Origin of the sequence: Thalassotalea insulae (assembly GCF_030161395.1) — a bacterium.
GTDB lineage: Bacteria > Pseudomonadota > Gammaproteobacteria > Enterobacterales > Alteromonadaceae > Thalassotalea_E > Thalassotalea_E insulae.
This window is the reverse complement of the sequence record NZ_BSST01000001.1, coordinates 2,849,141-2,875,033: the sequence shown is the minus strand read 5'-3', so window position 1 is coordinate 2,875,033 and position 25,893 is coordinate 2,849,141. Positions and strand designations below refer to the sequence as shown.

Sequence of the window (25,893 nt, the reverse complement as noted above, 5' to 3'; positions counted from 1 at the left end):
ACTATGGTTAATTAATATTATTGCGCGCTGACATCACACAATTTTTTCCTTGCGCTTTGGCAAGATAGAGGGCTTCGTCAACAACAGCATAGAAACTCTTAGAGTCATTTAGCTCTAGCGTTAATTGCGCGACACCAAAGCTGGCACTAATTGACATCCTATGTCCATCTTCGGTCATAAACTGATGATTATTTATATTCTCACGAAGTCGCTCAGCAATAATCTCCCCTTGCTCAAGATCTGTTCTTGGTAAGATAGCTAAAAATTCTTCACCACCAATTCGGCCACTGACATCTTCTGTCCGCAAAGTTTCTATGGTAATTTTTGCAATTTGCTCGATCACTAAATCACCACTTGGATGACCGTAACAATCATTGATCCGCTTAAAATCATCAATATCGAATAAGATAATCGAAAGTGTGCCTTTATCGGCACTAGTTCGACTGATTTGCTTATCTAAATGCTCAAAAATATAGCGACGGTTATATAAACCAGATAAGGAGTCAACGATCGACAGTTCAAATATTTTACGATTGGTGCGATGTTGATAAACCACTATAGCAAATACTATCAACAATAATATGAGTAGAAAGATGATAAAATATCTATGCTGTAACGTTTCTTGCTCCTGCGTTTTAAATGCAAGCTTTTCCGCCCTAATACGCTGTTTAGAAAGTGCCTGCTCTACTTCCTGACGTTCAATTTCCATTGACGCGCGGATTGATGCCACCCGAGCGGAAGAGTTTTCAATTAAAATATCGGTATATTTTTGATAATAAGTGGCTAATAACTGATAGGCCACTTGGTAATCTTGCTTAGCGTAAGCTAATTTACCAGCAATTTTATCAACTTCTAAGTGCCAGGCAGTCCCAAGCAATTCAGGTATTTTCTGAAATAAAGCACGGGCATTATTTAACGCCTGCTCAGCTTCATCTAACCGTTGCAACTGAATTAAACAGCTCGCTTTACGCTTATAAAGTTCCGCATCAAAATCATCTAAACCATCGTGAATAAACGCCCGCTCAATTTCAACTAATGCCGCGTGACAGTTACCCTGCTCAGCTAAGGTCATCCCCAAACCATAAGAGGCAAAATAGATAATATTAGTGTTCGGTGTATAAGTTATTTTTTTTTGATAAAGCTTAAAGTTTTCTACCGCTAAATCATATTTTTTCCAATAACGGTATGTAGTCGCAATACCGTAAATCGCTTCGGCAATATGGGCTTTGTAACCGAGCTTTTCATAACTATCTAACGCTTTTTGATAATACTCTAATGACTTCTCATTTTGTCTCATATAACCATATATTGCGCCATAGGTTTCATTGATAGTGGCAATTAAAAAGTTATCATTTAAGGCAAAGGCTTCAATATAAGCTTCCTGCATATCCGCTAATGAAGTATCGAATAATTCGGACAAACTGTGAGTATAAGCAAGCTCTAATTTAGCGGTCACATAAAGATGGCGATCCACTTGCTTGGTCAACGCCATAGTTTGCTTAAAGTACACCCGAGAGCCTTGATAATCACCGTCGCGCTGCTTTATCACCCCTTGGTAATACGCTAAATAAGCCTGAACGATAATATTTGTATTGTCATTAACTAACGCTTTTAGCTCTTGCGTGGTATCGGCAAATTTATCGTAAAAATACAATAAATTTTCACACTGTGCACGACGCACTAATAGCCAAAGTTTTTCTTCATTAGCGAGTTCGGGAAACTGCTTTTGAGAAGCGAGTAATTTCTGATAGAAAGACCAAGGCTCAGAAAACAGCTGTTTTTCTGTCGACACCTGATGCAACGTCATCACTTGTTGCTTTTGCAGCGACACCTGTTCAGCGCCAGCCTTATGGCTAACGCTTAATAACAAAGTAATAAAAATTATGATTACTTTCGTCAATTGCAACTAGGGACATCCTTGCATATTTCACCTTGAACAATATTTATTATCCGCAATAGCTTAGTATTAAGCAATTAACATTTAAGATGTTTTCAACGCCTAGATAATTCCCCTTTGCTCAAACCCTATAACATTTTACTCTCCAAAGTGAATCAAGGTACTTCTACGCCATGACTCAACTTAGGCATTGACCCAAACAGTACAGCGCTACCAGTTGCAACCTATTTATTACCATATCAGAGTCATTAGCGTCTGAATTTATCAATTTGCTGACAAAGCACAATTAACTCATCTAACGAACGCGCAGTCATCCGTAATAACTTATCCGCATTGGGACGAATAAAGGCATTGTTTTTCACCGCAGGGATCGCTTGCCATTGTTGCCAGTCAATACTGTCCGGAGATTTCATACTGCTCGAATCTGGTTGAATGATTATTTGCGGCGCATTCAATACCACTTGTTCAACATTAATTTGTGGATAATCACTGGGGCTGTCAATAAAGGGATTAGATGCCTGACAAACCGCTAGTTGCTGCTGTGGCCAGGCATTATTTGCCACGGTAGTTAACGGTCTTGGCCATAACTCATAAAACACACTAATGGCTGATTTATCCTGATATTGTTGTTTTAACTGCTGTAAGCGCTGTAAAAACTTCTGTGCCTGTTGCTGCGCCTGATCTTGGTGTCCGGTGAGTTGACCAAAATATTGCAATTCTTTAGCAACATCTTCTATACTTTCAGGCTCAGAGTAAACAATGTTAAGCCCAAGCTTTTCCAAACGATCTAGATCATCCGTTGGATTACCGCCACGCCAGGCAATGATCAAATCAGGATCACTTGCCAACACTTGTTCAATATTAAGACGAGCATAGTTGCCGATACGTGGGATAGCTTTTGCAGCTTCCGGGTAATCTGAATGTTCGGTGGTACCAACAATTTGCTCACCCGCACCAATGTCAAATAACACTTCGACAATATGAGGAGCCAGTGCAATAATGCGCTGAGCTGACAACGTTTGCTCATTCGCTAACGATTGAGATGATGGCATCATCATCCCTAGGCAAATGAAAAGACATGTTTTCCAATTCATCATGATTACCAATCAATGCCTTTTTGTACTTTAATACCCGCCTCAAATGCGTGCTTAATTGATTGCACTTCGGACACCGTATCTGCCATTTCAATCAAACGTCTGTGCGCTGCCCTGCCAGTCACCACGACATGCTGACCTTCGGGGCGATTGGCGATTGTTGATAGTACTTCATCAATATCTAAATACCGATAGCTAAGCATATAAGTTAATTCATCCAGTAACACGGTATTAATACTCGGGTCCTGAAGCAATTTTTTCGCCTCTTGCCACACTAATTCCGCAGCCGCAATATCTTGCTCTTTATTTTGCGTTTCCCAAGTAAAGCCCGTTTTCATCACGTAAAATGGTACGCCCATTTTTTCCAATAAATTACGCTCACCACAATCCCAGGTACCTTTAATAAATTGGCACACTGCCGCTTTTAACCCATGACCAACCGAGCGGGTCACGACACCAAACCCCGAGGTCGACTTACCCTTACCGTTACCTGTGATCACTAACAATAAGCCTTTATCATCGGTTGCCGCTGCGATGCGTTGATCGACTTTTTCTTTGATTTTTTGCTGACGCTGCTGATGCTTTTGTTGTTTTTCTTGTTCGTTCATCTGTTACTCCAATTATTCATTATTTGTTCTAATTTAGTTAAATCTAAATGCTGTTGGCAAACATCAGCTAAAGTATCAATTGCGCGTTCCTGTACTTGGCTAAACTCTACATGCTCGCTTAACTCGCTATGACACCAATTTGCTAATAACTCCACCGCCTGAGCACTGTCAAACAGGCCATGCAAATAGCAACCTGCCACTTGCTGATCGTCACTAACCGCTCCCTGTAATTGACCGTTAATATTGACAATAGCCGCTAAGCTTTCGTCTTTTTGCGTTTGCCCAACATGAATTTCATAACCGCTCACGGCAACGCTTTTGCCATTTAAGCTCAGCATCCCTTGCTGATTCGTTAAAGTTTTATCCCGCGCTAATTCTGTAGAGATTGGCAAAAGCGCCAAACCTTGGCTAACACCAGATTCACCTTCGATCCCCAATGGATCATTGATAAGCGTGCCTAACATTTGATAGCCACCACAAATGCCAAAGACTTTACCGCCATAACGTAAATGTCTGTTAATCTGACTATCCCAGCCCTGTGCCTTGATAAACGCCAGATCATCGCGAGTATTTTTACTACCCGCTAAAATGATCAAGTCAGCAGCCGGCAACTCAGTTTGCTGCAACTGAGAGGCATAAATAAATTGTAAATCGATTTGTGGATGAACCCGCAGCGCATCAAAATCATTATGATTACTCATACGCGGTGTCACCGGCACTATCACTTTTAACTTTGCATCTGTCACTTGCTGCTGCACCGCAACCGCATCTTCCGCCGCAATATGTAAACCATGAATGTAAGGTAATACTCCAAAAACCGGTTTGCCAGTATGTTGTTCCAGCCACTCAAGCCCTGGCTCCAGTAATTTAATATCACCGCGAAAACGGTTAATAACAAAGCCAACAACTCGTGCCTGTTCTGATTCACTGAGCAGTGCCAACGTGCCAACTAAATGAGCAAAAACACCGCCTTTATCGATATCAGCAATAATAATCACCGGGCAATCAACTTGTTCAGCAAAGCCCATATTCGCAATATCACCGGCGCGTAAATTAATTTCTGCTGGGCTGCCTGCCCCTTCAACGACGATTCGTTGATAATTTTCCTGCAAACGCTGATGCGAGCTTATTACTGCATCCAAGGCGATTTTTTTATAATCATGATAATTCTGTGCATCCATACTGGAAAATACTTTGCCATGGATGATCACCTGAGCATTTTTATCTGACTGAGGTTTTAGTAACACTGGATTAAAATCAACCGATAACGGCACGTTAGCTGCCTGCGCTTGCACCGCCTGTGCGCGGCCGATCTCACCGCCATCGGGAGTAACAGCACTGTTTAATGCCATATTTTGTGGTTTAAACGGCGCGACTTTTACTCCTTGTCGTGCATAAATCCGACATAAGGCTGCAACTAATGTGCTTTTGCCAGCATCACTGGTCGTGCCCTGCACCATTAACGTGTTATTACTCATTTCATTTCCAAGTTTTTACCGACCAGGGCTGTAGCACTAAAGATAAAGTCATCATTCGACTCTTCATTGTTATTGTCGTGATTAATTAATAATGACTTAGCAATACTACTCACCCGACATTTACTTTGCTGATAATCAATAGTTGTTAAACTACCATTTGCAATTGATAGCTGGGTATACCAATCAGGATTACGGTAATCAACATTGAGTAAATGTGCCAAGATCATACGAATAACGCCACCATGACACACCACCAGATACTCGCTATCTACACACTCTCTCGCAAGGGATTGTACTATCTGCTGCCATGCCTGAATGACCCGAAAAGAAAAGCCGGTTAATAACTCAGCCTGAGGTAGAGGATGCTGCACCGGATTTTGCCAAAACAACTCTAATGCCTGCCATGCTTTGTGTTCTTGATAAAGTTCATCAAAAGCAACGCCATCATAACAACCAAAATTCATTTCCTTTAGCCGGCTGTCTTCGCTTAATGCACAATGATAATGCGCAGTTAATAATTGAGCTAAACGCAGACAACGCTGCAGTGGAGAGCAAAATATCCGGCTAATATTGAATGTATGACCTGCTAATAATCGGCAGATAGCGGCATTAACCTCAGCGCTTACCGCGACATCTGTGTGTCCATATAAAGCTGCTGGCCCCGACACTTCGCCATGGCGCAATAAATAAATCTTAGCCATTGGTAACAGCTCCGTCACCTTTTAAAGCTAAAGGAATACCAGCGGTTACTAGTGTTACTTTATCAGCCACTTGTGCCAAGGCTTGATTCATCCAGCCTTGATGATCAACAAAAACACGGGTTTCCTGCCCCATAGGCACAACCCCAAGCCCTATTTCATTAGAGACTAAAGTAATATTGGCAGGATGTTGACTTAATAGCTGTACTAAACTTGCCACCTGTTGATGTAAATAGTCACCTAAATACTGAGCATTTTCAGCTTGTGTTCGCTTTTGCCTCAATAACGCCGTGCTTAGTTGATTACTGAGCCATAAGGTTAAACAGTCAATTAAGATCACATCCCCCACCACTAGTTCTGCTAATGGTTGCTCCAATGCCTTTGGGCATTCAATCAACTGCCATGCCTGATGCTGGCGTAACTTTTGATGGTGTGCAATACGCTGTTTCATGCCACGGTCTAATGGTTCAGCTGTCGCAATATAGATGGGCACTTGTCCAGCGGATAATTGCGCCAGCACTGATTTTTCGGCAAACGACGACTTACCTGAGCGAGCGCCGCCCAAGACTAAATGCAACATTAGCTCGATCCTTGGGTAAATAGATGACTGACAACAACCAGATAAATCAATAACTCACTTAACTGTTGCGCTGCCCCCAAACAATCACCGGTAAAACCGCCGAGGCGCGCAATTAACCAGCGACGAAAAATCCCTCGAAAGAGCATTAAAATTAGTACCAGTTTTACCAGTAACCAATAAAACCCGACGATATTATTAAATAAAATAACGGCAGAGATTAGCGCGACAGAAAATAAAATAACTAACTCTTGCTGACTTTGCTTAGTAGCCAACGGCTTGCTTTTACTTAGCTTAGTATCACTGACGTAAGGGGTGTTATAAATAAAGCTGGCGGCCAGTGCACGTGATAACGAATAAGCGACAATGACACTAGGAAGTAAAAGCGTCTGCTGAGCTAGATTAAGCCACAATACGAATTTCAGCGCCAATGCCAGTAATAAGCTAATAGCGCCAAAGGTCCCTATGCGGCTGTCTTTCATAATAGTAAGTCTTGCCTGTGGACTATAACCGCCACCAATACCGTCTGCCATATCCGCTAACCCGTCTTCATGAAATGCCCCGGTAAGTAAAACACTAATGATCAAGGTTAATACCAGCGCTAACGCTATCGGAAACAACATAGCCAATAGTTGATAGCTAAATGCCACCAGCAAACCTAACAATAAGCCAACAAGCGAAAAATAACGATTAGCCTGATTCATTCGCTGTTCAGAATAAATCAGCCCACCACCGACTGGTAAGCGGGTAAAAAACATTATCGCCAAGCACAATAACTGCCATTGCCGTCTGATTTCTACTTGCCGTCGACGACTTAACAGCACCGCCATTAAACAGTCACTCCGGCACTTTCAAAACTTGCCATTTCATTGTAAAAACTAGCGGCCGCTTGTACTAATGGCAGTGCCAATGCAGCGCCAGTACCTTCACCTAAGCGCAAATCTAATGATAATAAAGGCGTCACGTTAAAGTAAGCCAACATCTTTTTATGCGCCAGCTCATTCGACTGGTGCGCAAAAATAAAATAATCACTGACCTCAGGATACAGTTTTGCAGCGACTAATGCCGCACTGGTAACAATAAAGCCATCAACTAAAATCACCATCTTAGCCTGTGCCGCTGCTAACATAGCGCCAACAATCTGCACAATTTCAAAGCCGCCAAGCTCAGCTAAAACATCCATAGGCTCAAACGTCTCTACTGCTTGTTGTGCCCGTTCGACTGCCTGAGCAACCAATGCTTTTTTTCGGGTTAACTGTTCTGAGCTAATACCGGTGCCCTGGCCAACACTATCTTGTACATTTTCCCCGGTTAATGCGATATAGATTGCTGAAGCCGCGCTGGTATTGGCTATGCCCATTTCACCAAAAATCAGCAGATTACAACCAGTTGTTCGAATCGACGATACTATCTGCTGACCATAAGCAATCCCTTGCTCCACTTGCGCCATCGTCATCGCCGCCCGTTGACTGATATCCTCAGTGCCTGCGCCTAAACGCTGCTCAATAAAATCTGCCGATAACGATTTTTCTTTGACGGTTAAAGGAGTTTGAATACCTGCATCTACCACTTTCAACGCGATATTATTATCGCGGCAAAAGCAGTTAATCGCCGCGCCCCCTTGGAGAAAGTTTAAGACCATCTGCCGAGTAACATCACTGGGTGCTATGCTGACATTTTGCTGAGCAATGCCATGATCCCCAGCAAAAACTATCGCAGTTGGCTGGTTAATTTCAATACGCTGGCAAAACTCTCCACTAGCGACACTTTGAATTAACGCCAATTGTTGTGCCACTTGCTCTAATAAACCCAGTGAGCCTGGTGGTTTAGTTTTATTAATAATTTTATCTTGTATCGCGTGCAAAAAAGCACTCGATTTAGGTGACACTAACGAATCAATAGTAAACACTTACTCACATCCTACGCATTATAATTAGAAAGAAAACACTACCAATAACTGATGTGATCACACCAATAGGTATTTCTTGTCCTGCCACCACAGTACGTGCAATGACATCAACCCAGATCAAAAAGCAACCACCGACTAAGCCAGAGCAAATTAATAATTTTGCTGTAGTTTTACCGATAAAGGGACGAACAATATGAGGGATCATTAAGCCAACAAAACCAATACCGCCACAATAAGAAACAATCACCGCTGTCATTGCTGCACAGATCACTAGCGCCATTAACCTTAATTTGGCGACATTAATTCCAAGCGTGCGGGCACTTTCATCACTTAACAGCAAGGCGTCAAGCTGACGAGCAAATAACAACGCAATCAAAGTACAAGATAAAACCACCGGAACAATCCAGGCAAGCGCCTGATAATCCGCTCGAGCTAACGATCCCATCATCCAGAAAATCACCCGATTGCTAGCAAATGCTTCACCAAAATAGAGAATAAAGCTAGTAATAGAACTTAGCAAAAACGACACCGCCACCCCGGCCAATAGCAAATGTTCCACTCGGCGCCAGTTATTATTCATTATAATCACTACGACAATTGCTACCGCAAATAACGCCCCTAAAAATGCCGCTAATGGCAATGAAAATGCCTGTAAATATTGAGGTAGTAAACCTGAAATAGTCGCCCCTAACCCTGCACCAGCAACAATACCAAACAAGTAAGGATCGGCTAATGGATTGCGAGTAACATTTTGCATCAAGGCCCCAGCAGCCGCTAAAGCAAATCCAGCAAGAAAGCCCATGATTATTCGTGGAAAACGAATTTCGAGCAAAATAGTGTGATAAATGGGTCGTTGGCACTGGTCAGATAAACACTGCCAGACATTAGCAAAATCAAGCTCTGCGGTGCCAAAGCCCATAGAAGCAACGAATGAGCCAAGCACTAATACGGCGATAATAGCAAAGCGCGAGTAATACTTAGTACTATTCATGGTTCGCTTCCTCGTCAATCATTGCATAGGTCACACGCACTTTTTCGGTCAACGGATTACGATCCACTAAACAATCAAGATGAAAAACTTCTTTTAACCGTGACGCTTGCAGCACGATATCTGGCGTATCACATGCTAGCACCTGACCGCCTGATAGCAGCAGTAACCTATCGCAATATTGCGCCGCCAAATTCAAATCATGAATGGTCATGATCAATGTTAGCCCTAGTTTTTTTACCATGGATAAAATTTGATGCTGATAAAAAACATCGAGGTGATTCGTGGGTTCGTCCATGATCAACACCTGAGGACGCTGCACAATAGCACGGGCGATTAAACAGCGTTGCTGTTCCCCACCAGATAAAGTATTAAATACCTGATGCTGTTTATCTAATAAGTCGACGGTCGTTAGCGCCTGTGCAATTAACTGACGATCTTGATCCGTATTTCTGGCAAATAAAGTTTTATAAGGGATCAGCCCCATATTAACGATATCCAGTACCGTCAAGTTAAAGACAGCTTCGTGCAACTGACTGACCACTGCAATTTTTTGCGCCACTTCTCTACGATCGAACAAATCTAATGGCATACCATCGAGTAACACCTGACCGGAAGATAACGGGTACTCCTGATACAAACACTTTAACAGCGAAGTTTTTCCGGCACCATTAGGCCCGACAATACCAAAAGTTTCATTTTTCGCGACTGTAAAACTGACATCTTCCACTATGGTTTTACCATCGATTTGCCAGTTAATATTTTGTGCTTGTATTTGAACAGCTGTCATAAGAACCACATCAACAACAATATGAGTGCGGCAGGAAAGGAAATATTAAACAGTAATAGCGTTAACTATCACTTAAGAATATAGCCACCATGTTACCCGCACGGTTTATTTGTCTTTCATTCTGGCAGGTCTCCTGACTTATAGAGATATCCCAAATTTGACCTTCCCAGCCTAACAATCAGGCCAGTGGATAATAAATTCAGCTCTACTTACAGTTGCGGGAACAGTTGTGGACTAATATCTTAAGCTCATCAGCCAATGGATACGCACCACATTCCCTTTTAAGTTGTTTAGTCACACTAAACAAACACCAGAAATTCGCGCTACTTTAGCACAGTAATTTATAGACTGCTATAGTTTAGCTATATAGACGTCTAAAATGTATTTCGGCGATAAAAAACCTCGTCTAAATGGCGAGGTTTTACTATTCAAGCCGTTTGATAAACATCATTACTTATGCAACATTTGTCGGCTCTATGTTAATGCAAACTTCACTGAGTAAAGTAATGGGAAACTCTCCTATGATAGGCATGTTGTTTGCTCCCCCCTTTATCTGGAGTAATATAAGCACAATAACTGATAGAACCTACCGCAATTAAGAACCCAAAAGTTCGAATAAGTTGCTCTCTCTAATAAAGTACTAATTTGTTAATTTATGGATTTTGATGTTTACTTAATCTAAAGACAACTTAACAGTACTGTTTTGCCCAATAATATTGTGATAAAAAATTACTCAATTGTATTATCGCTGATATGCTTTCTTAGTATTTGCTCATACAGCTATGCTACGTCTCCTCAAGTCACCTTTATCATTCCCGATCAGAAAGGCCCAATATTTTGGCAACGTGTAGCGCAAATCAGCCAAGCAGCAGCCGACAGCCTCAATATAAAACTCAAGCTTATTAATACTGATCCGAATCGCTTTGCCTTAAAAGAAACCATTCACCAGGTAATCAATAGTAGGAACCATCCTGATTATCTTATTTTCAGACCTTTCTTAGGTAATACTGAAGCAATATTTAAACTATTAGAACACGCCAAAATTCCTTTCATTACATTAGAACAAGCTTTTCACGGTGATATTCGACAACGACTCGGAGACCCTCAGGAGAAATACCAATATTGGATTGGGCAAATCAATTATGACAACAAGACGGGTGGAAAATTACTACTTAACGCATTAATTAGCGCGTACAAACAACAACAATCAAACCAAGAAATTCATATTGTTGGCATCGGTGGTGATTTTGATGAAGTGGGCTCCGCTCGTCAGTACGCACTCGAACAACTAAAAAACTCCCCACCAGAACAAGGCATATTCGTTGAACAAATATTTCCAATGTATTGGAATCCATTGTTAATTACTGAACGCTTACCTATGATTAAAAAGCGCTACCCAAAAGCAAACATCTATTGGTGTGTTGGGGATCAACTGGCATTGGAACTATTACGTTTACATCAGAAAAGTTCATCCTCACCTATTATAATTGGTGGCTTCGACTGGTTACCACAAGCACTAGAGAAAATTGAACAAGGAGATATTACGGCCTCAGTGGGTGGCCACCTGTTTATGGTCGCCAATGCATTAGTGAAGATTATTGATTTGCAGCAAGGCATTAACCGCTTTTTACCATCCGTTGTTCATCAGTATGAGATCATCGATAGTAGTAATGTTGCTCAGTTCAAGCAATTTTTTGTTGAACAACAATGGAGCAAAATAAATTTTAGCCAATTTCTTCTATCAAAAAATCCACATGCCCCGGCATTGACGGTTAACAATATGCTAGCCCAATTCCCCCGAAAAGTAGCTCACACAGCAAAAGAGTGACCGACAAAGCATCACAAAGAATTACTTTACCAACTGTAAAATCGTTTGAGGTTCAGGTTGTTCAATCATCACTTTCTGCGAGATTAGTTTACCGTGTTTAAAACGGTCAAAATGTGCTTGCTTAGCACCTAACTGACGACAAAACTCTTTAAATACCTGAAAATCTTGTCCAGTAAACTGTTCTTGTTCTCGAGTCATTAACCCATCGACATAAACGTTATCTCCATTAACGTTAAAGTTAGCTATTGCACTATATTGATCACCATAGCGTTTTGTTCTTATTGCTCTTACCGATTTGATTTCAAAAATCCAGTCACCTAATTCAATATAACGGGGCATGGTTGTCATTGCTAATACCTTAAAAAAAGGTCGGTTACAGGCTGGGAGTGTAACCGACAAAGATAGGGAGAAATATACAGAGATTATTTACTTGCTAGCTAATGCTAAATATTGATTAAATTCTTCTTCACTAACACCAAGGTCAGCATTTTTATCAATTTTAGTGAACGCACTAACTAACGCCGATTTTTTAGACGATTTTAATTCTTCTTCACTTAATAAGCCGTTACTGTCTTTATCAAACTGTTTAATTAACGCCGAAAACTCGCCTACTTGAGAAGTTAACGTTTCCGCTTTAACCGGCACAACTTTCGCTTCATTTGCACTAGCATCAACCGCCAGCGCACCGATAATAGAAATAGCTACTACTGCCGTCACTTTTTTTATACTAATTGCTTCCATTATGGATTCCTTATTGAAATTTAATAGATTAAAACCTAGCCAAATATTTTAGCTTCACCACAACAAAGCACAGGGTGTACCATGTTTTTAACCTATTGTTTTGATTGGAATTTATCAAAATTTTCATTTAATCCATTTAAAATACTGTCGCCAATTAGCAACAACAAAATAAGTAAAAAGAAAATAATCCGCTAACATTTAAACGCACGGATAAAAACCTACTTATTTATCAAAAACTTAAAAGAGAAACACCATAAAAAAAACACTGTCTCCAGATAGAGACAGTGTTGTTATTAACAAGAAAATACCGTAAAAAAGAAGCTGCTAACTTTTCATTTTCATTCAGGAAACAACTTGCTTGTGAGCGGTTCATTCAAAAACATTATTACTCACTATATTAACGTGCTGTTTTTAAGAGGTTTATCAATAAAAACCTTAACATTATTGGGCTTTAGTCTAGTATTGCTACCGTTGATCATCGCACTACTGTACAGTTCCAGCCAGGTAAACCATCTCGCACAACAAGGCAGCCAGGCCATTTTCAATGTTGCTGAATTAGTAGAAACTAATCGTCAACTCAGTGCGTCAGCCAACAAAATGCAACGCTTTGCCGGCCAGTACATCGTACTCCAAGAATCAGGGTTGTTGACCTTCTACCAGGAAAATAAATCGGACTTTACCGAATTGCTGACAAATAAAGCAGCTCAATACCAACAAGCAGAACTTAATCGCTTAAGTACTCAAATTATTAGTCACATCAAGGCCATAGATAAGCTGCTGAGCGAAAAAGCCAATCAACAACAAACACTGTCGGACATTGAACAAAAATTTAAAAGCATCAGCCAGGATATGCAGCAAATCGAACTACTCAGCGACCAGCTAATCAACCAGCAGGTGGAATACATGCAAAGTTCAGCAGATAAGGTGACCACCACTATTTGGCAAAGCTTAGCAATCATTCCTTTTTCTGTGCTGTTAGCCGTTATTTTTGCACTACTAATATTAAGACCATTACGACAGCTTTCCAGCAAAATAAAACGTTTAGAACAGGGACATTTTGAAGATAAGATTAGCTTTAAAGGCACGAAAGAAATTAAAGAAATTGCTGACGCTCTCGAGCTCATGCGCAGCCGACTACATTCACTCGAATTACAAAAATCGAGTTTTATTCGCCATATTTCCCACGAGCTTAAAACACCACTGGCAGCGATTCGAGAAGGAACAGAATTACTTTATGATAACAGTGTTGGTAGCTTAAATGCTGAGCAGCAGGAAGTGACTAATATCATCAAACTCAGTGTTTCACGACTACAACAATTAATCGAAGACTTACTGGATTTCAATATTGTGCTCGACTCCACCAGCTTACAAGATGCACAACAAGTAAACTTTACTAACCTGCTAACACAATGTCTTAAACTCAGGCAATTAGACATTCAAAGTAAACAACTAAAAATTTCTACTGAATGCCAAGCACTGACATTAAAAACCAACAGTAAGCAATTGTCTGTGATCTTAGATAACTTACTGTCAAATGCCATCAAGTACTCACCAATAAATGGTGAAATCACCATTACAGCTCAAGCACAACAGCAGCAAGTAGTTATTAGCATCACAGATCAAGGGCCAGGCATTGAACCGGAATTACAGCAAAAAGTATTTGAGGCCTTTTATCATGGTCCTACACCTGAGCAATCCCCTATTAAAAGTAGTGGACTAGGGTTAACCATAGTTAAAGAATTATTAATGCGATTAGATGGTGATATCAATATCGCCAATTTGTCACCACCTGAGCACGGCTTAACGATACAATTAGCCTTGCCAGTTAATCCCTAAATAAGTGAATAGCATGACTTTTTCAAGATTTAGTAAAACAAAAAACGCGAAGCAAATATTCGTCTCTCTGAGCTTCAGTATGCTGTTAACCGCCTGCCAATTAACCACGCCAGCACAGAATAATAATGTCGCCAGTGATTATTATTTGTGGATCAAAACGCTGACAACAGAAGAGCTACGTCAGGAAATCAGCCAACAGCAACAAAATTATCAAGCAGGATTTGAACAAGCAAAAATCAATCTTATTTTATTGCACGCCTTAACAACGTCACCGGTATATAACCCTTATACAGCCAAAACCATGTTAAATAATTTTACCAGTGAACGAGCCGCACAGCAGCTAACCGCTCATGATTTTGCCCTGTTAAGCTTATTAAGAGATCAACTTAATCAATATATTTTAGCGTCTAACAAGCTGTTATTGAGTAAACAAAAACAGCAGGAACATTCAATACAGCAGCAGCAAGTGATTGAAGAAAAACAAACAACTATCGATAAATTACAACAACAAATAAATCAACTAAAGCGCATCGAATTAACCATAGAAAACGAACAGTAAAGCGGCAATAAATATGACAACGACAACTTTATCCGACCAAGAACAAATTTTAATTGTTGATGACGACCCAAGTTTGCTGAGGTTATTAGGCATTCGTCTTGCTGCTGCCGGCTATCAAGTGAGCTCCGCTGAAAACGCCAAACAGGCATTAGGCATGTTAAAAAGTTTACAGCCACAATTAGTGATCAGCGATCTTAGAATGGACGGTATGGACGGCATGGCATTATTTGAAAAGATTCGCCTGTCATATCCTAATTTGCCAGTGATCATTATGACTGCACATGGCACCATCCCAGATGCTATTAATGCGACTAAACAAGGCGTATTCAGCTTTTTGACAAAGCCGTTTGAAAGTCAGGAACTTCTCGACACTGTCGAACAAGCAATTCGATTGCAACCTCATACTCATTTATCTCAACACCAGACAGGTAACGAGCAATGGCGAGAAAGTATCATTAGCCGCAGTGCAATCATGTCTGCACTGCTACAACAAGCCAAACAAGTAGCAAAAAGTGATTTTAGCTTACTGATCCAAAGCCAAAGCGGTACTGGTAAAGAATTATTAGCCAAAGCGATCCATCAGGCAAGTGATAGATGTGACAAGCCTTTTACCGCCATTAACTGTGCTGCGATTCCAGAGCAACTGTTAGAGTCTGAGTTATTTGGCCATAAAAAAGGTGCATTTACCGGCGCGGAAAAAAACCATATAGGTTTGTTTGAAGCAACCAACGGCGGCACCTTATTTTTAGACGAGGTTGGTGATATGCCAATGAGTTTTCAGGTCAAACTGCTACGGGCATTACAGGAAAAGGAAATTCGGCCATTAGGCAGTACAGATTCGGTAAAAGTTGATGTCAGGATCATTTCAGCTACTCATCAAAATTTACAAAAGGCCATCGTTAATCAAACATTTAGAGAAGATCTTTACTACCGATTAAATGTCGTTGAACTGGAACTTCCACCGTTAGCGGATCGTCGAGAAGACATCCCATTATTAGCACAACATTTTTTAGCCCAATCGAAAAAACAATCAAATCATCAGGTCAAAGGCTTTTCCAAAGAAGCGATGGAACTGCTGATCAGTGCCCCTTGGCCTGGTAATATTCGACAATTACAAAATATTGTCGAACAAAGCATCGCCCTATCGAGTGAATCAATGATCAGTGAAGCACAAATTCGCAATGCATTAAGAGATAAAACCGCGCAATTGCCATCATTTCAAGAAGCACGCGATCACTTTGAACGTGATTACCTGGCCAAATTACTTAATATTACCGCAGGTAATGTTTCACAAGCGGCTAAAATCGCCCAACGTAACCGAACTGAATTTTATAAGCTACTAAACAAACACCATTTAAATGCCGAAGCGTTTCGCGAAGAAAAAGCGGATTAACCCATATGAGAATAAAGCATGTACGAGAATAAACATAAACCGTTAATCACCAGAAAAGCCTTTGGCAAACGCATGTTACTGCATGCTCTGGCTGCACTTTTATTAGTGGTGCTGACTTTAGCGCTCGGCGTTATCGGCCATATCTACTTTGATAATATGGAACTTATCACCGCACTGATAGCCTCTGTGACTTTAAGCAGTGGTTTGGGACTGTCGATATTACCTGAGTCTACTGCGGGACAATTATTTGCTAGTCTCTATGGCATTTTTTGTGGGTATATTTACGTTGCCACCAGCACCATTATTATCGCGCCAATTCTTCATCGGCTTTTGCATAAGTTTCATCTTACCAAGCCCAACTAACAGTATACAAACACCCCATAAATCACAGATCTTGTTACTCGCATTCACTTAATTTTTAACGGCAAACATCTTCAAACAATTGTTTTGCCAAGCTAGCTAATAACTCGGGATCTGATTGAGTTTGCGCATAAGTGCGCAGACCAAAAATTCCCATCACTAAGCTCTGTACCCGCTGTTCTGGCGGGCGATTATCATTGAGCTCACCATTGGCTTGGGCTTGCTGAAAAATATTGAGAAAACCATTCTGCCAATTTTTCATGCTTTGCTTTAACGCTTCTTCAATTTCAGGTTCATTATCACACAATTCACTTAATGCTTTTTGTGAAAGACAAGCTTTATGGCATCCTGATTCAGTCGAGGTTACTTCAGCTACTGTTCGCTGCAAATACGCTAAAATTCCATCTAATAACCGTTCTTTGCCTGCAAACAGCTGTTTAAACTCAACCGTTTTATCTTTATCGTATTGCTCTATCGCCGCTAACATCAAACCTTGCTTATTTTCAAATGCGCAATATATCGATCCAGGGTGCAAACCGGTTGCAGATTTTAAGTCCTGCATACTGGTTTTAGTGTAGCCTTTAGTGATAAAGGCTTTGATAGCTCCTCGCAACACTTTTTCTCGGTCAAATTCTGCGTTACGCATACGAGTCTCTTCAATAATGAGTATTGCCTAATTCTAAACAATTTTGAACAGGTATTCAAAAATAACTTGAATGAACATTCAAGAAAATATATTCTTGAACGATTATTCAAATAAGCAACATGAGAACAATGATGACAGAGATACTATTTGACACTATTAAATTAAACCCTCAATTAACCCTAAGCAATCGCATTGTTATGGCGCCATTAACCCGCTGCATGGCCGATGATGATCTTGTACCAACCCAATTAATGGCAGATTATTATGCCCGACGTGCAGATAGCGGTTTAATCATCTCAGAAGCAACCATTATTCGCCCTGACGGTCAAGGCTATCCAAATACTCCCGGTATTTATACTAAGGACCAAATAACAGGCTGGCGTCGTGTCACTGATGCTGTGCATGCAAAAGGCGGTAAGATATTTTTACAACTTTGGCACACTGGACGTGTCGCACATCCTCATTTTTTCAAAGACGGTGAAGTACTGGCGCCATCAGCAGAAAGACTTGATGGTTCAATCCCCCGTATGCGTGACCTTAGCTATGTAACACCTAAACCAGCATCAAAAAGTGAGATTGAAAAGTTAGTAGAAGATTTTGCCAATGCTGCTGAAAATGCTATAGAAGCAGGTTTTGATGGTGTTGAAATTCATGGCGCTAACGGCTATTTAATCGATCAATTTCTTCATTACGATACCAACAAACGTAACGACGAATATGGTGAAACGCCAGAAAATATGGCCCGTTTTCCCTTGGCTATTGTTGATGCGATTAGTCAACGTATCGGCAGTGAACGTACCGCTTTGCGTATATCTCCAGGCGCCTATTTCAATATAACACCCGATGCCCGTGATCGTCAGGTATTTGAATATTTCTTAGCGGCGCTTGAGCAACGAGAGCTTGCTTATCTACATTTAGGCTTATTTGATGACAACATGACCTTTGATTTTCTCGATGGCTCTGCCACCGACTTTGTTCGTCGCCATTACAGCAAATTATTAATGGGGGTTGGCGGTTATAACGCAGAAACTGGCAGCCAAGCTATCAAAAACAACCGCTTTGATTTACTTGCCATTGGTCGGCCATTTATTGCCAATCCAGACTATGTAGAAAAAGTTAAAACTGGCGGCCTGGTTAGAGAATACGACGAAAGTATGCTAGAACAGCTGATTTAACTTAATAAAACACAACAAAATAGCGATAAAGCTCAACCTAGCTTTATCGCTATTACTCATCCTAATAGCACCGTTTAATTTTCAGGATAGAGCCCAGTTGCACTTCAGGATACTTCCCCTTGTTTGCACCTACCACAAAACAGGTGTTCATAAGTGAAAGCACTGAAAATCCCCTCGTACTTACTAATGCCTAGATAACACCGAGTTCAATCGCTTTGAGTACAGCACGTGTCCTGTCTCTGACCTGTAGTTTTGCCAGTATAAAAGACACCAGATTGCGAATCGTCCCTACTGAACGATGCAGTGCATCGGCAATCTCAGCGTTGGAATAACCAGCAGCGACAAGTCTTAACACCTGAAGTTCTCCACTAGTTAATGGTTCTGCTAATTCACTAGCTGAATGCTTATCAAACTGTTTGTCAGTAATTTTTGTGGTAATCGCCGGCTGGATCCAGCTATCACCGCGATATACCGCCTTAATTGCCGAAATCAACGACTCAAAGCTGACATCTTTTCGTAAATAGCCTTTGGCCCCTAATTTTAAACACTGTAGGACTAAATCATGTTCATCAAACGTCGTTAAAATGACAGTTGCTACTGGTGATTGCTGAGCTTTCATTTGAGCTAACACTTCAACACCAGACATTTTTGGCATGCGAATATCTAATAGCAATATATCTGGTTGACATCTAGCAAGTGTGTCCAGAACACCTACGCCATCATCTAATTGTGCAACCACATCTATCTGCTCAGATAACTGTAATAGACTATATAAACCTTGACGAACCAGGTTTTGATCGTCTGCCAACACCAACTTTATTTTCGACATATTAATGACTTAATTCCTTAATAACAGGGAATTCAATAACAAATGACAATCCTGATTGAGTGAGCGAATAACTTAAGTGACCAGCAATTTTTTCCACCCGTTCAATCATGCCATTAATACCATTACCGGGAGTTATTGGATTTAATTTACCGCCATTATCACTGATGGCTAACGAAATAATATCCCCTATTACCGTTATCTTGACAGAGAAATGCGTCGCCTGGGTATGTTTTAAGCTATTAGTCAATGCTTCCTGCACACAACGAAAAATCACTTCAACCTGCCGATCATTAATTAATGATTCGTTTAACTCAATGGCTAATTCCACATTAACCCCCGGAATATCCTTGGTGAGTTCCTTAAGCGCTACCGATAAACCTAGCGGCTTAGACTTTCTGATCGCTGATACCGCACTACGAACATCAGCCATTAACACACTCGCGATATCTTTTGCCTGCGCTATATGATGAGTTTTGGCGTTTTGACTATTAACATGACTGGCGACTTCAAGCTGTAAACTAAGCGCTGTTAGTTGATGACCGACTATGTCATGTAAATCTCTCGAAATACGTAACCTTTCATCACGTTTAGTTGCTGCACTTAATAAATATTGTGTCGCTTTTAACTCTCGAAGCAGTTTTTTAGATGCTTCTTTCGCTTGACGTTCACTGATAAAACGATGACTAGCCAGTAAAGCAAATAAATTAAACATCACCAATAACATGGCACTTATCCAGGACTCGGCGATGCCTTTAATCCCATTATCAATTAAGGCACCAAATAGTGGCATGATCAGCGCATATACTAAGGCATAGCGTATTTTCACCAATCCAGGTAATAACGAGACGAGAATTATCACTAAAATAGCCACATAACTATAATGAAATAATAATGCCAGCCCCATCACAACTAGAGTCGCCACAGCAATTGCCATCAATCGCAGCTTACGTGAAATCACCCTAGGTAACTCGCCATTTACCGTGATAAAGCACACAATAAACAGAGTGAATAGCATCAACGCTAGCGACAAATTTTCAAGGCTAGGTACCGGCATTGGCACGACAGGGTGATACCACCCATAAAAAGTCAGCACTATCACCCCTAACCAGGTCACTATACCTAAATAAACATCTGCCCCCTGACGGATAAAATACCTCACTATACTGGTGTTATTTTTTCTCATTATTGCTGAGTAACCATGGTCAGATTAAGTGACAAATGTCACGTTAATGATTTTCAGGCAAGCTTAATCAATTTCGTGACATTTGACACCTGTCACGGGGTAGATCCCTTTTTATCATTTGTTAAAAATTATTTGCAAATAGGTAAAGCCAATGAATTTAATAAGAAATATCACACTAACCTTTAAATTGTTAACCCTATCAGTCATATTTCAAAGCACTGTTACTTTTTTAGCATTACTCATTAGTTTTGCGACTAACGGAAAGGAAACACCTGTAAAAGATACGACACTTCAATGGCAAATAAGCGCAGGAATCGCATCTTTTGCCGCAACACAACCCTGGCATAAGGTTGATACTCAGTTAGCTGCGGTTCCTTATATCAAAGCAAGCTATGGTCCTTGGTCATTTGGTATTGATAATTTAGTGTCTTACCAGTTTAATCAAAGTGCTAACTTTTCCAGTTCAATCGGTTTAACACTAAGAGCTAACGGCTACGATAGTGATGCCTCTGTTTTTGCACAAACATCAACTCATCCGGTATATAACGGTTATGATGCCCCAGACATTGAACTTGCGGCAAAATACCAGCTTACTTGGCGCTGGCTTAGCCTTAGTGTCGAGCAAGATATGAGTAACCAATCAAACAGTCAGCTTGCTTCTTTAGCACTCAAGATGCCACTTTATGATGATCAGCGAGGATTTAGTCTAACCGCTATAGCCGCTATCGACTGGTTAAGTAAAAATTATGTCAACTATTACTATGGCATAGATAACAATCAGACCGATAACACTGTCGGGCGCTACTATTATCAAACTGAGAGTGCCGAAAATACACTATTAGCGCTGCAATTAACCTACCCATTAACACATAAATGGCTTTTGATCGGTCACATGAGCTACAGTAAATTCGATGATATCATTTACTCAAGCCCACTTATCGCTCAAGACTACATTAGCAGTGCAATGTTAGCTGTACTCTATCGTTTTTAATCACATTGCTCCTGAGTTAGCCGGTAGCAATCACTACCGGCTATGTTGAATTCATGTGAAAACGTCAGCAACGCCCTACTGGTAAAATTCATCCTTTCACCACACAAAAAATAAATACGCACTATTTTCATAAAAATATGGCGATTCCCAGTGAAAATGTTTAAATTAGTCGCGTTATCGCTAGCACAAAAACATTAAGTAAATCACAAGTCTAGCATTAATCAGAGAGTAGGAAAGAATAATAAAAGGAGCATCTTATGAAGAAACGATTAAAAACGGCTGGCTTATCTTTAGCAATAGCACTAACAACTAGCGCTTGTATGAGCACGTCTCCTACAATGGGTGGATCATCAGGTAATACGATTGCTGGTGGCGCTGCTGGCGGCAATGCATCCGATCAAAATGCCGCGTTGGAAAAATGTGATCAAACACTAGGTACCCTATCCATTTTTGAAGATAGAAATGACAGTTGGTGGTACCACTACCAATCTAACTTTCCAAAACTTGGCAGCACAGTGCCTGTATTACGTACTATGATCCAACAATCTAATTGTTTTGTCTTAGTAGAAAGAGGTCAAGCATTAGCCGCAGTCAATCGTGAACGAGAGCTTATGAATTCCGGTGAATTGCGTGACAACAGTAATTTTCATAAGGGACAAATGGTTGCTGCCGATTACACCATGCAACCGTCTATTCAATTTAGTGAAAAAGGTACGGGTGGGATCGGTGGTCTCGTTGGTGGTTGGACAGGTTTACTCATTGGAGGCGCTAAAAGCAATGAAGCAGCAACGACCTTATTACTAGTCGACAACCGCTCTGGTGTACAAGTTTCCTCATCGGTAGGTAACGCAAAAAACTGGGACTTTGACGCTTTTGGCCTGGGCTTTTTTGGCGCACTAGTAGGCATTGGTGGTTACAGTGAAACCCCAGAAGGAAAAGTATTAACGGCGGCATTTGCCGATTCCTATAACCATATGGTTAAAGCACTACGTAATTATAAAGCGCAGCAAGTAGAAGGTGGTCTAGGTAAAGGGGGTAAATTAACCGTTGGCAGTTAACCTAAAGACCCTAAGTGAAAAAAAATCCATCTAGATCAGATGGATTTTTTTTATCACAAGTAATCAATTGATAACGAAAATACTAATCTACCTGATCTAAACTCAAAAATTCGGGGGCATTTAATACACTACATGAGTTGACCGACTGTTGGGTCACACTGTTATTAGTAGTTAGCCAGCATTCGTCATAAAACGAGCAATAACACAACGAAATCTCAGCACTGGCATCTGATAACCGTAACTGCTGAGCAACTTCTGCGTTAGTGCCGAGTTTGATCAACAATAACCCCTTACCTGCCGGTACAATAACGCCATTAAGCATTCTATTTTCTGTAATATCTGGCACATTACGCTGCTCGCCACGCAAAAAAACTTGCCCCGATGTTGCTTGTTTAAAAAAATCAAACCAGTTATTGAGCATTTTGCCTTTAAGTTTCACTGAGAACCCTTGTAATACCGCCGGACCTAGTCCTTGATTTTCAATGCCAAATGAGAAGCTGCCACCTTTATCGCCGACATGACTATTAGAATAAAGCAATAAAGAAGGTTTAACCGATAAACGACTGTGTTGGCGTTCCAGTTCCGCTTCTTCATGCATTACCTGAGTTTGAATAATCGCCACCACTACCGCAGCAACCGCAGTGATCATCGCGGTAAGAGAGACCCAGAGTTCAAGTTTGAATTTCATCAATACGTCCTTTTCAACTATAACTAAGCTATTGAAATTAATGGCATGATAACGAAACAACACGATGAATAACAGCAACAACTATCATGACTACCACTCTGACATCTAGATCACAAACTAACAAATACTGTACCGCAATTGCCGTTACCAAGATTCCTGCTACAGTTAAACTAACTAAAGATATAAAAAGTGATGTATTTACTATAGGTTCACATCTGGAGCGTGGTATTAATGATAATAATAAACGCCAAGAACTGGCTTAAATCCGGTGTTTTACTCCTAGCGCTGCTACCAAGTTCAGCATTTGCTGACCAAGAAAAAAAATCAATTAAAGATCTGGATATTGATGAATTGCTCAACCAGCGGGTTGCTCTACACCGAGAATCAGACACCGCATCAGGTGTTAATGAAACGCTTATGGATGCGCCCGCCGCCATGGTCATTCTGACAAAAGAAGACATAAGCAGAAGAGGTTACTTAACGTTAGAAGAAATCATGTCTGATCTGCCAGGGTTTGATACCATTACCACGAATGGTACTTTTCCCATAGCATCTTATCAACGCGGCTTTCGTAACGACAGAACCCAACGTACCTTATTGTTAATTAATGGTAAAGTCGATAATCATCTATGGAATCAATCCGCCATTATCTCCAAACAATATTCTGTGCAAGCCATAGAGCGTATCGAAGTATTATATGGCCCCGCTGGTGCTGTATATGGACCTAATGCCTTTTTAGGCGTGATTAATATAATTACTCGCGATCCCCGTACATTGAGCAAAAATGAAGACTACTTTAGCGCTCAAATGGTAGTAGGAGACTATAATACTCACAGTATCGACTTTACCGGTGGCGGCCATTTAGCCGATGCAAACTTTATTATCTCGGGTAGATTATATGACAGTGATGGTCCAGACATTGACGATTATGCTGACTGGGGCTTTAATCGTCCAGAGCTGCTCAATGACCCCGACGTTTGGGGTAAAGCGATAGCAAGCAGCGATTTTAATAATGACGGGGTCATCGATAAGTTTGCCGGCAATAAATTAGGCATATATGGCGACACTACCATAGGAGAAAGTGTTATTGCCGAACTCAGCCTAGGTAAATGGAAGTTAGGCACAACTTATTGGAAGTTAGAAGAAGGCTACGGCCCTTATTACCCCTTTGATAAAGCACAGTCTAATGTCAGCTGGTTTCACGATTCCAACCAATATTACCTTGATCACCTTTCGAAAGTTAACAAGGTTGAGATCAGTAGCGAGCTGCTTTATCGGGAAAACAATGTCTATGGTTACTGGGCAGAAAATTCCGGCGGTTCGGTCAGTTTGTCGAACTGGAATGCGTACAACTACGCCACTCGCTTTCGCCAGCACTATAACTATCACTGGAATAATGATTTACAACTTAGCGGAGGAATAAAGTACGAACGTAAAAAGCTGACTAAAGCGTATCGTATATGCGGCTATTGGGCCGGTAGCTTATGTCCAACCGCTCCTGGCGGCGTCAATGATGGCTCAGATATTCACTCAGGAGATGATAGGGACACAATAGCGTTGCCCGACAGCTATCCCCGTCATGAATTTGATCCACAGTCAAAAGTTGTCACTAGAGATCAAGGGCTATTTTTTCAGGCGATATACGACGTCAATGACTGGCGCTTTAATGGCGGTTTACGTTGGGATAAAAACAGCATCTACGGCTCAATGACCAGCCCTCGAGGGGCGGTAATTTATCATTACTCTCCCACAACCACCTTTAAATTAGCCTATGGCGAAGCGTTTCAGGAGCCTTCCGCTCGGTTACTCTATGGGGGCTGGACCGGGCGCGCCGCCAACCCAGAGCTGAAATCAGAAGAAAGTAAAAATCTTGAGTTTATCGCTATTCATCAAACAGAAAATTTTTTACATGATATTTCTATTTTCACGGCAAAATACGATAATGTGATTGTTAATGGTGGTTCAGGCAACCTAAATGGCCGAGACATCTGGGGCATAGAATATCGTGGTAAAGTAAACATCAACAATATCTTCAGCCCAAGTGAAGATATTACCGCACAGCTTTACTATAGCTATACCGATGCTCAATCAGATGACCAGTACTTTCAAGGCTATAATAGTGATGGCAGCGATGCTTGGGTCAAGAAGAAAGACGAAGCAGGCGACATTGCGCCTCATAAAGTTATCGCAATTGTCGATATTCCATTTTCAGAAAATTGGACCCTGAACATTCAAGCGCATTGGCTCAGTAAACGTACATTATTTTCGCAAAACCCGTTACGCGCCAAGTACAATAATAATCGACCGAGCAGTGAAAATAGAGCGGCGAAATCATACTTTACCGTAGATACCAATTTAAGTTATCGCACTGTCGATTTTGAAGCAGGGTTACGTATTGATAACTTGTTTGGCGAAGACTACCTATTACCTGGTGTGGAAAGCGCCAATAGTGGCGACGACTTTTCCAAACCTAGTGCCGGATTTGTTAACTCGTTAATTCCTCAAGCTAATAAGCCTACACTGATGGCTTATTTCAGCCTGCATTATTGAGTGGGAGGAGATAAGTT

25 protein-coding genes and 1 riboswitch are annotated in these 25,893 nt (G+C 40.9%); of the genes, 9 read left to right on the top strand and 16 right to left on the bottom strand.

What is annotated here, in order from left to right:
• Window positions 1-7: 7 nt before the first annotated feature.
• The 10 genes from QQK06_RS13030 to QQK06_RS12985 form a co-directional block, all read right to left on the bottom strand.
• Entirely contained in the window at window positions 8-1,900 is a 1,893-nt protein-coding gene (locus tag QQK06_RS13030) for a diguanylate cyclase (RefSeq protein WP_284245151.1), read from the bottom strand.
• Between the two features lie 245 nt (window positions 1,901-2,145).
• Window positions 2,146-2,994 (bottom strand): cobalamin-binding protein, encoded by an 849-nt coding sequence (locus QQK06_RS13025; RefSeq protein ID WP_284245149.1) that lies wholly within the window; start codon window positions 2,992-2,994, stop codon window positions 2,146-2,148.
• A 2-nt stretch (window positions 2,995-2,996) separates the two neighbouring features.
• Window positions 2,997-3,599 carry a cob(I)yrinic acid a,c-diamide adenosyltransferase gene (gene cobO / locus QQK06_RS13020; protein WP_284245148.1) on the bottom strand — a complete coding sequence of 201 codons (603 nt, stop codon included), beginning with the start codon at window positions 3,597-3,599 and terminating at the stop codon, window positions 2,997-2,999.
• Window positions 3,596-5,077, bottom strand: coding sequence for a cobyric acid synthase (locus QQK06_RS13015; protein WP_284245147.1), 1,482 nt, complete (start codon window positions 5,075-5,077; stop codon window positions 3,596-3,598). The genes cobO and QQK06_RS13015 overlap by 4 nt, the downstream gene beginning before the upstream one ends.
• The gene (cobC, locus tag QQK06_RS13010) at window positions 5,074-5,778 is read right to left on the bottom strand and encodes an alpha-ribazole phosphatase family protein (protein WP_284245146.1); all 705 of its coding nucleotides are present in this window, start codon (window positions 5,776-5,778) and stop codon (window positions 5,074-5,076) included. The genes QQK06_RS13015 and cobC overlap by 4 nt, the downstream gene beginning before the upstream one ends.
• Window positions 5,771-6,355, bottom strand: a complete 585-nt coding sequence (gene cobU, locus QQK06_RS13005; RefSeq protein WP_284245145.1) for a bifunctional adenosylcobinamide kinase/adenosylcobinamide-phosphate guanylyltransferase — start codon at window positions 6,353-6,355, stop codon at window positions 5,771-5,773. The genes cobC and cobU overlap by 8 nt, the downstream gene beginning before the upstream one ends.
• On the bottom strand, window positions 6,355-7,182 hold the full coding sequence (locus QQK06_RS13000; protein ID WP_284245144.1) for an adenosylcobinamide-GDP ribazoletransferase: 828 nt from the start codon (window positions 7,180-7,182) through the stop codon (window positions 6,355-6,357). Before QQK06_RS13000 ends, cobU begins: the two co-directional genes overlap by 1 nt.
• Window positions 7,182-8,261: a nicotinate-nucleotide--dimethylbenzimidazole phosphoribosyltransferase gene (gene cobT / locus QQK06_RS12995; protein ID WP_284245143.1), complete on the bottom strand. Its 1,080-nt coding sequence runs from the start codon at window positions 8,259-8,261 to the stop codon at window positions 7,182-7,184. Before cobT ends, QQK06_RS13000 begins: the two co-directional genes overlap by 1 nt.
• A 4-nt stretch (window positions 8,262-8,265) precedes the next feature.
• Window positions 8,266-9,252 (bottom strand): FecCD family ABC transporter permease, encoded by a 987-nt coding sequence (locus QQK06_RS12990; protein ID WP_284245142.1) that lies wholly within the window; start codon window positions 9,250-9,252, stop codon window positions 8,266-8,268.
• A complete protein-coding gene (locus QQK06_RS12985) occupies window positions 9,245-10,039 on the bottom strand; it encodes an ABC transporter ATP-binding protein (protein ID WP_284245141.1) in 795 nt (264 codons plus the stop codon). The genes QQK06_RS12990 and QQK06_RS12985 overlap by 8 nt, the downstream gene beginning before the upstream one ends.
• Before the next feature lie 106 nt (window positions 10,040-10,145).
• Window positions 10,146-10,369, bottom strand: a riboswitch (cobalamin riboswitch).
• A 373-nt stretch (window positions 10,370-10,742) separates the two neighbouring features.
• On the opposite strand from QQK06_RS12985, the gene QQK06_RS12980 reads away from it, so the two are divergent.
• Window positions 10,743-11,867 carry an ABC transporter substrate-binding protein gene (locus QQK06_RS12980; protein WP_284245140.1) on the top strand — a complete coding sequence of 375 codons (1,125 nt, stop codon included), beginning with the start codon at window positions 10,743-10,745 and terminating at the stop codon, window positions 11,865-11,867.
• A 21-nt stretch (window positions 11,868-11,888) separates the two neighbouring features.
• Here the strand turns inward: QQK06_RS12980 and QQK06_RS12975 are convergent, their stop codons facing one another.
• Window positions 11,889-12,215 carry a hypothetical protein gene (locus tag QQK06_RS12975; RefSeq protein WP_284245139.1) on the bottom strand — a complete coding sequence of 109 codons (327 nt, stop codon included), beginning with the start codon at window positions 12,213-12,215 and terminating at the stop codon, window positions 11,889-11,891.
• 78 nt (window positions 12,216-12,293) lie between these two features.
• A complete protein-coding gene (locus QQK06_RS12970) occupies window positions 12,294-12,608 on the bottom strand; it encodes a hypothetical protein (RefSeq protein WP_284245137.1) in 315 nt (104 codons plus the stop codon).
• Window positions 12,609-12,968: 360 nt separating this feature from the next.
• On the opposite strand from QQK06_RS12970, the gene QQK06_RS12965 reads away from it, so the two are divergent.
• Genes QQK06_RS12965 through QQK06_RS12950 form a run of 4 tightly spaced genes read left to right on the top strand, consistent with a single transcriptional unit; the run spans window position 12,969 to window position 16,759 of the window.
• The gene (locus QQK06_RS12965; RefSeq protein ID WP_284245135.1) at window positions 12,969-14,444 is read left to right on the top strand and encodes a sensor histidine kinase; all 1,476 of its coding nucleotides are present in this window, start codon (window positions 12,969-12,971) and stop codon (window positions 14,442-14,444) included.
• Between the two features lie 13 nt (window positions 14,445-14,457).
• Complete coding sequence (locus tag QQK06_RS12960) at window positions 14,458-15,003, top strand: hypothetical protein (protein ID WP_284245133.1); 546 nt, start codon at window positions 14,458-14,460, stop codon at window positions 15,001-15,003.
• A gap of 13 nt (window positions 15,004-15,016) precedes the next feature.
• Complete coding sequence (locus QQK06_RS12955) at window positions 15,017-16,396, top strand: sigma 54-interacting transcriptional regulator (protein ID WP_284245132.1); 1,380 nt, start codon at window positions 15,017-15,019, stop codon at window positions 16,394-16,396.
• An 18-nt stretch (window positions 16,397-16,414) separates the two neighbouring features.
• Window positions 16,415-16,759 carry a hypothetical protein gene (locus QQK06_RS12950; RefSeq protein ID WP_284245131.1) on the top strand — a complete coding sequence of 115 codons (345 nt, stop codon included), beginning with the start codon at window positions 16,415-16,417 and terminating at the stop codon, window positions 16,757-16,759.
• A gap of 55 nt (window positions 16,760-16,814) precedes the next feature.
• Here QQK06_RS12950 and QQK06_RS12945 read toward each other — a convergent pair whose 3' ends face one another.
• The gene (locus QQK06_RS12945) at window positions 16,815-17,402 is read right to left on the bottom strand and encodes a TetR/AcrR family transcriptional regulator (protein ID WP_284245129.1); all 588 of its coding nucleotides are present in this window, start codon (window positions 17,400-17,402) and stop codon (window positions 16,815-16,817) included.
• Window positions 17,403-17,533: 131 nt separating this feature from the next.
• On the opposite strand from QQK06_RS12945, the gene QQK06_RS12940 reads away from it, so the two are divergent.
• A complete protein-coding gene (locus QQK06_RS12940; protein ID WP_284246622.1) occupies window positions 17,534-18,577 on the top strand; it encodes an alkene reductase in 1,044 nt (347 codons plus the stop codon).
• Window positions 18,578-18,767: 190 nt separating this feature from the next.
• Here QQK06_RS12940 and QQK06_RS12935 read toward each other — a convergent pair whose 3' ends face one another.
• Together QQK06_RS12935 and QQK06_RS12930 are read right to left on the bottom strand one after the other, a co-directional pair.
• The gene (locus QQK06_RS12935) at window positions 18,768-19,406 is read right to left on the bottom strand and encodes a response regulator transcription factor (protein WP_284245128.1); all 639 of its coding nucleotides are present in this window, start codon (window positions 19,404-19,406) and stop codon (window positions 18,768-18,770) included.
• A 1-nt stretch (window position 19,407) separates the two neighbouring features.
• On the bottom strand, window positions 19,408-20,589 hold the full coding sequence (locus QQK06_RS12930) for a sensor histidine kinase (protein ID WP_284245127.1): 1,182 nt from the start codon (window positions 20,587-20,589) through the stop codon (window positions 19,408-19,410).
• A gap of 151 nt (window positions 20,590-20,740) precedes the next feature.
• On the opposite strand from QQK06_RS12930, the gene QQK06_RS12925 reads away from it, so the two are divergent.
• Window positions 20,741-21,580 carry a MipA/OmpV family protein gene (locus QQK06_RS12925; RefSeq protein WP_284245126.1) on the top strand — a complete coding sequence of 280 codons (840 nt, stop codon included), beginning with the start codon at window positions 20,741-20,743 and terminating at the stop codon, window positions 21,578-21,580.
• A 257-nt stretch (window positions 21,581-21,837) separates the two neighbouring features.
• Window positions 21,838-22,638 (top strand): CsgG/HfaB family protein, encoded by an 801-nt coding sequence (locus QQK06_RS12920; protein ID WP_284245125.1) that lies wholly within the window; start codon window positions 21,838-21,840, stop codon window positions 22,636-22,638.
• Window positions 22,639-22,720: 82 nt separating this feature from the next.
• Here QQK06_RS12920 and QQK06_RS12915 read toward each other — a convergent pair whose 3' ends face one another.
• Window positions 22,721-23,326 (bottom strand): hypothetical protein, encoded by a 606-nt coding sequence (locus QQK06_RS12915; protein WP_284245124.1) that lies wholly within the window; start codon window positions 23,324-23,326, stop codon window positions 22,721-22,723.
• 231 nt (window positions 23,327-23,557) lie between these two features.
• Here QQK06_RS12915 and QQK06_RS12910 point away from each other — a divergent pair, with 231 nt between their 5' ends.
• Complete coding sequence (locus QQK06_RS12910) at window positions 23,558-25,876, top strand: TonB-dependent receptor plug domain-containing protein (RefSeq protein WP_284245123.1); 2,319 nt, start codon at window positions 23,558-23,560, stop codon at window positions 25,874-25,876.
• Window positions 25,877-25,893: the final 17 nt, after the last annotated feature.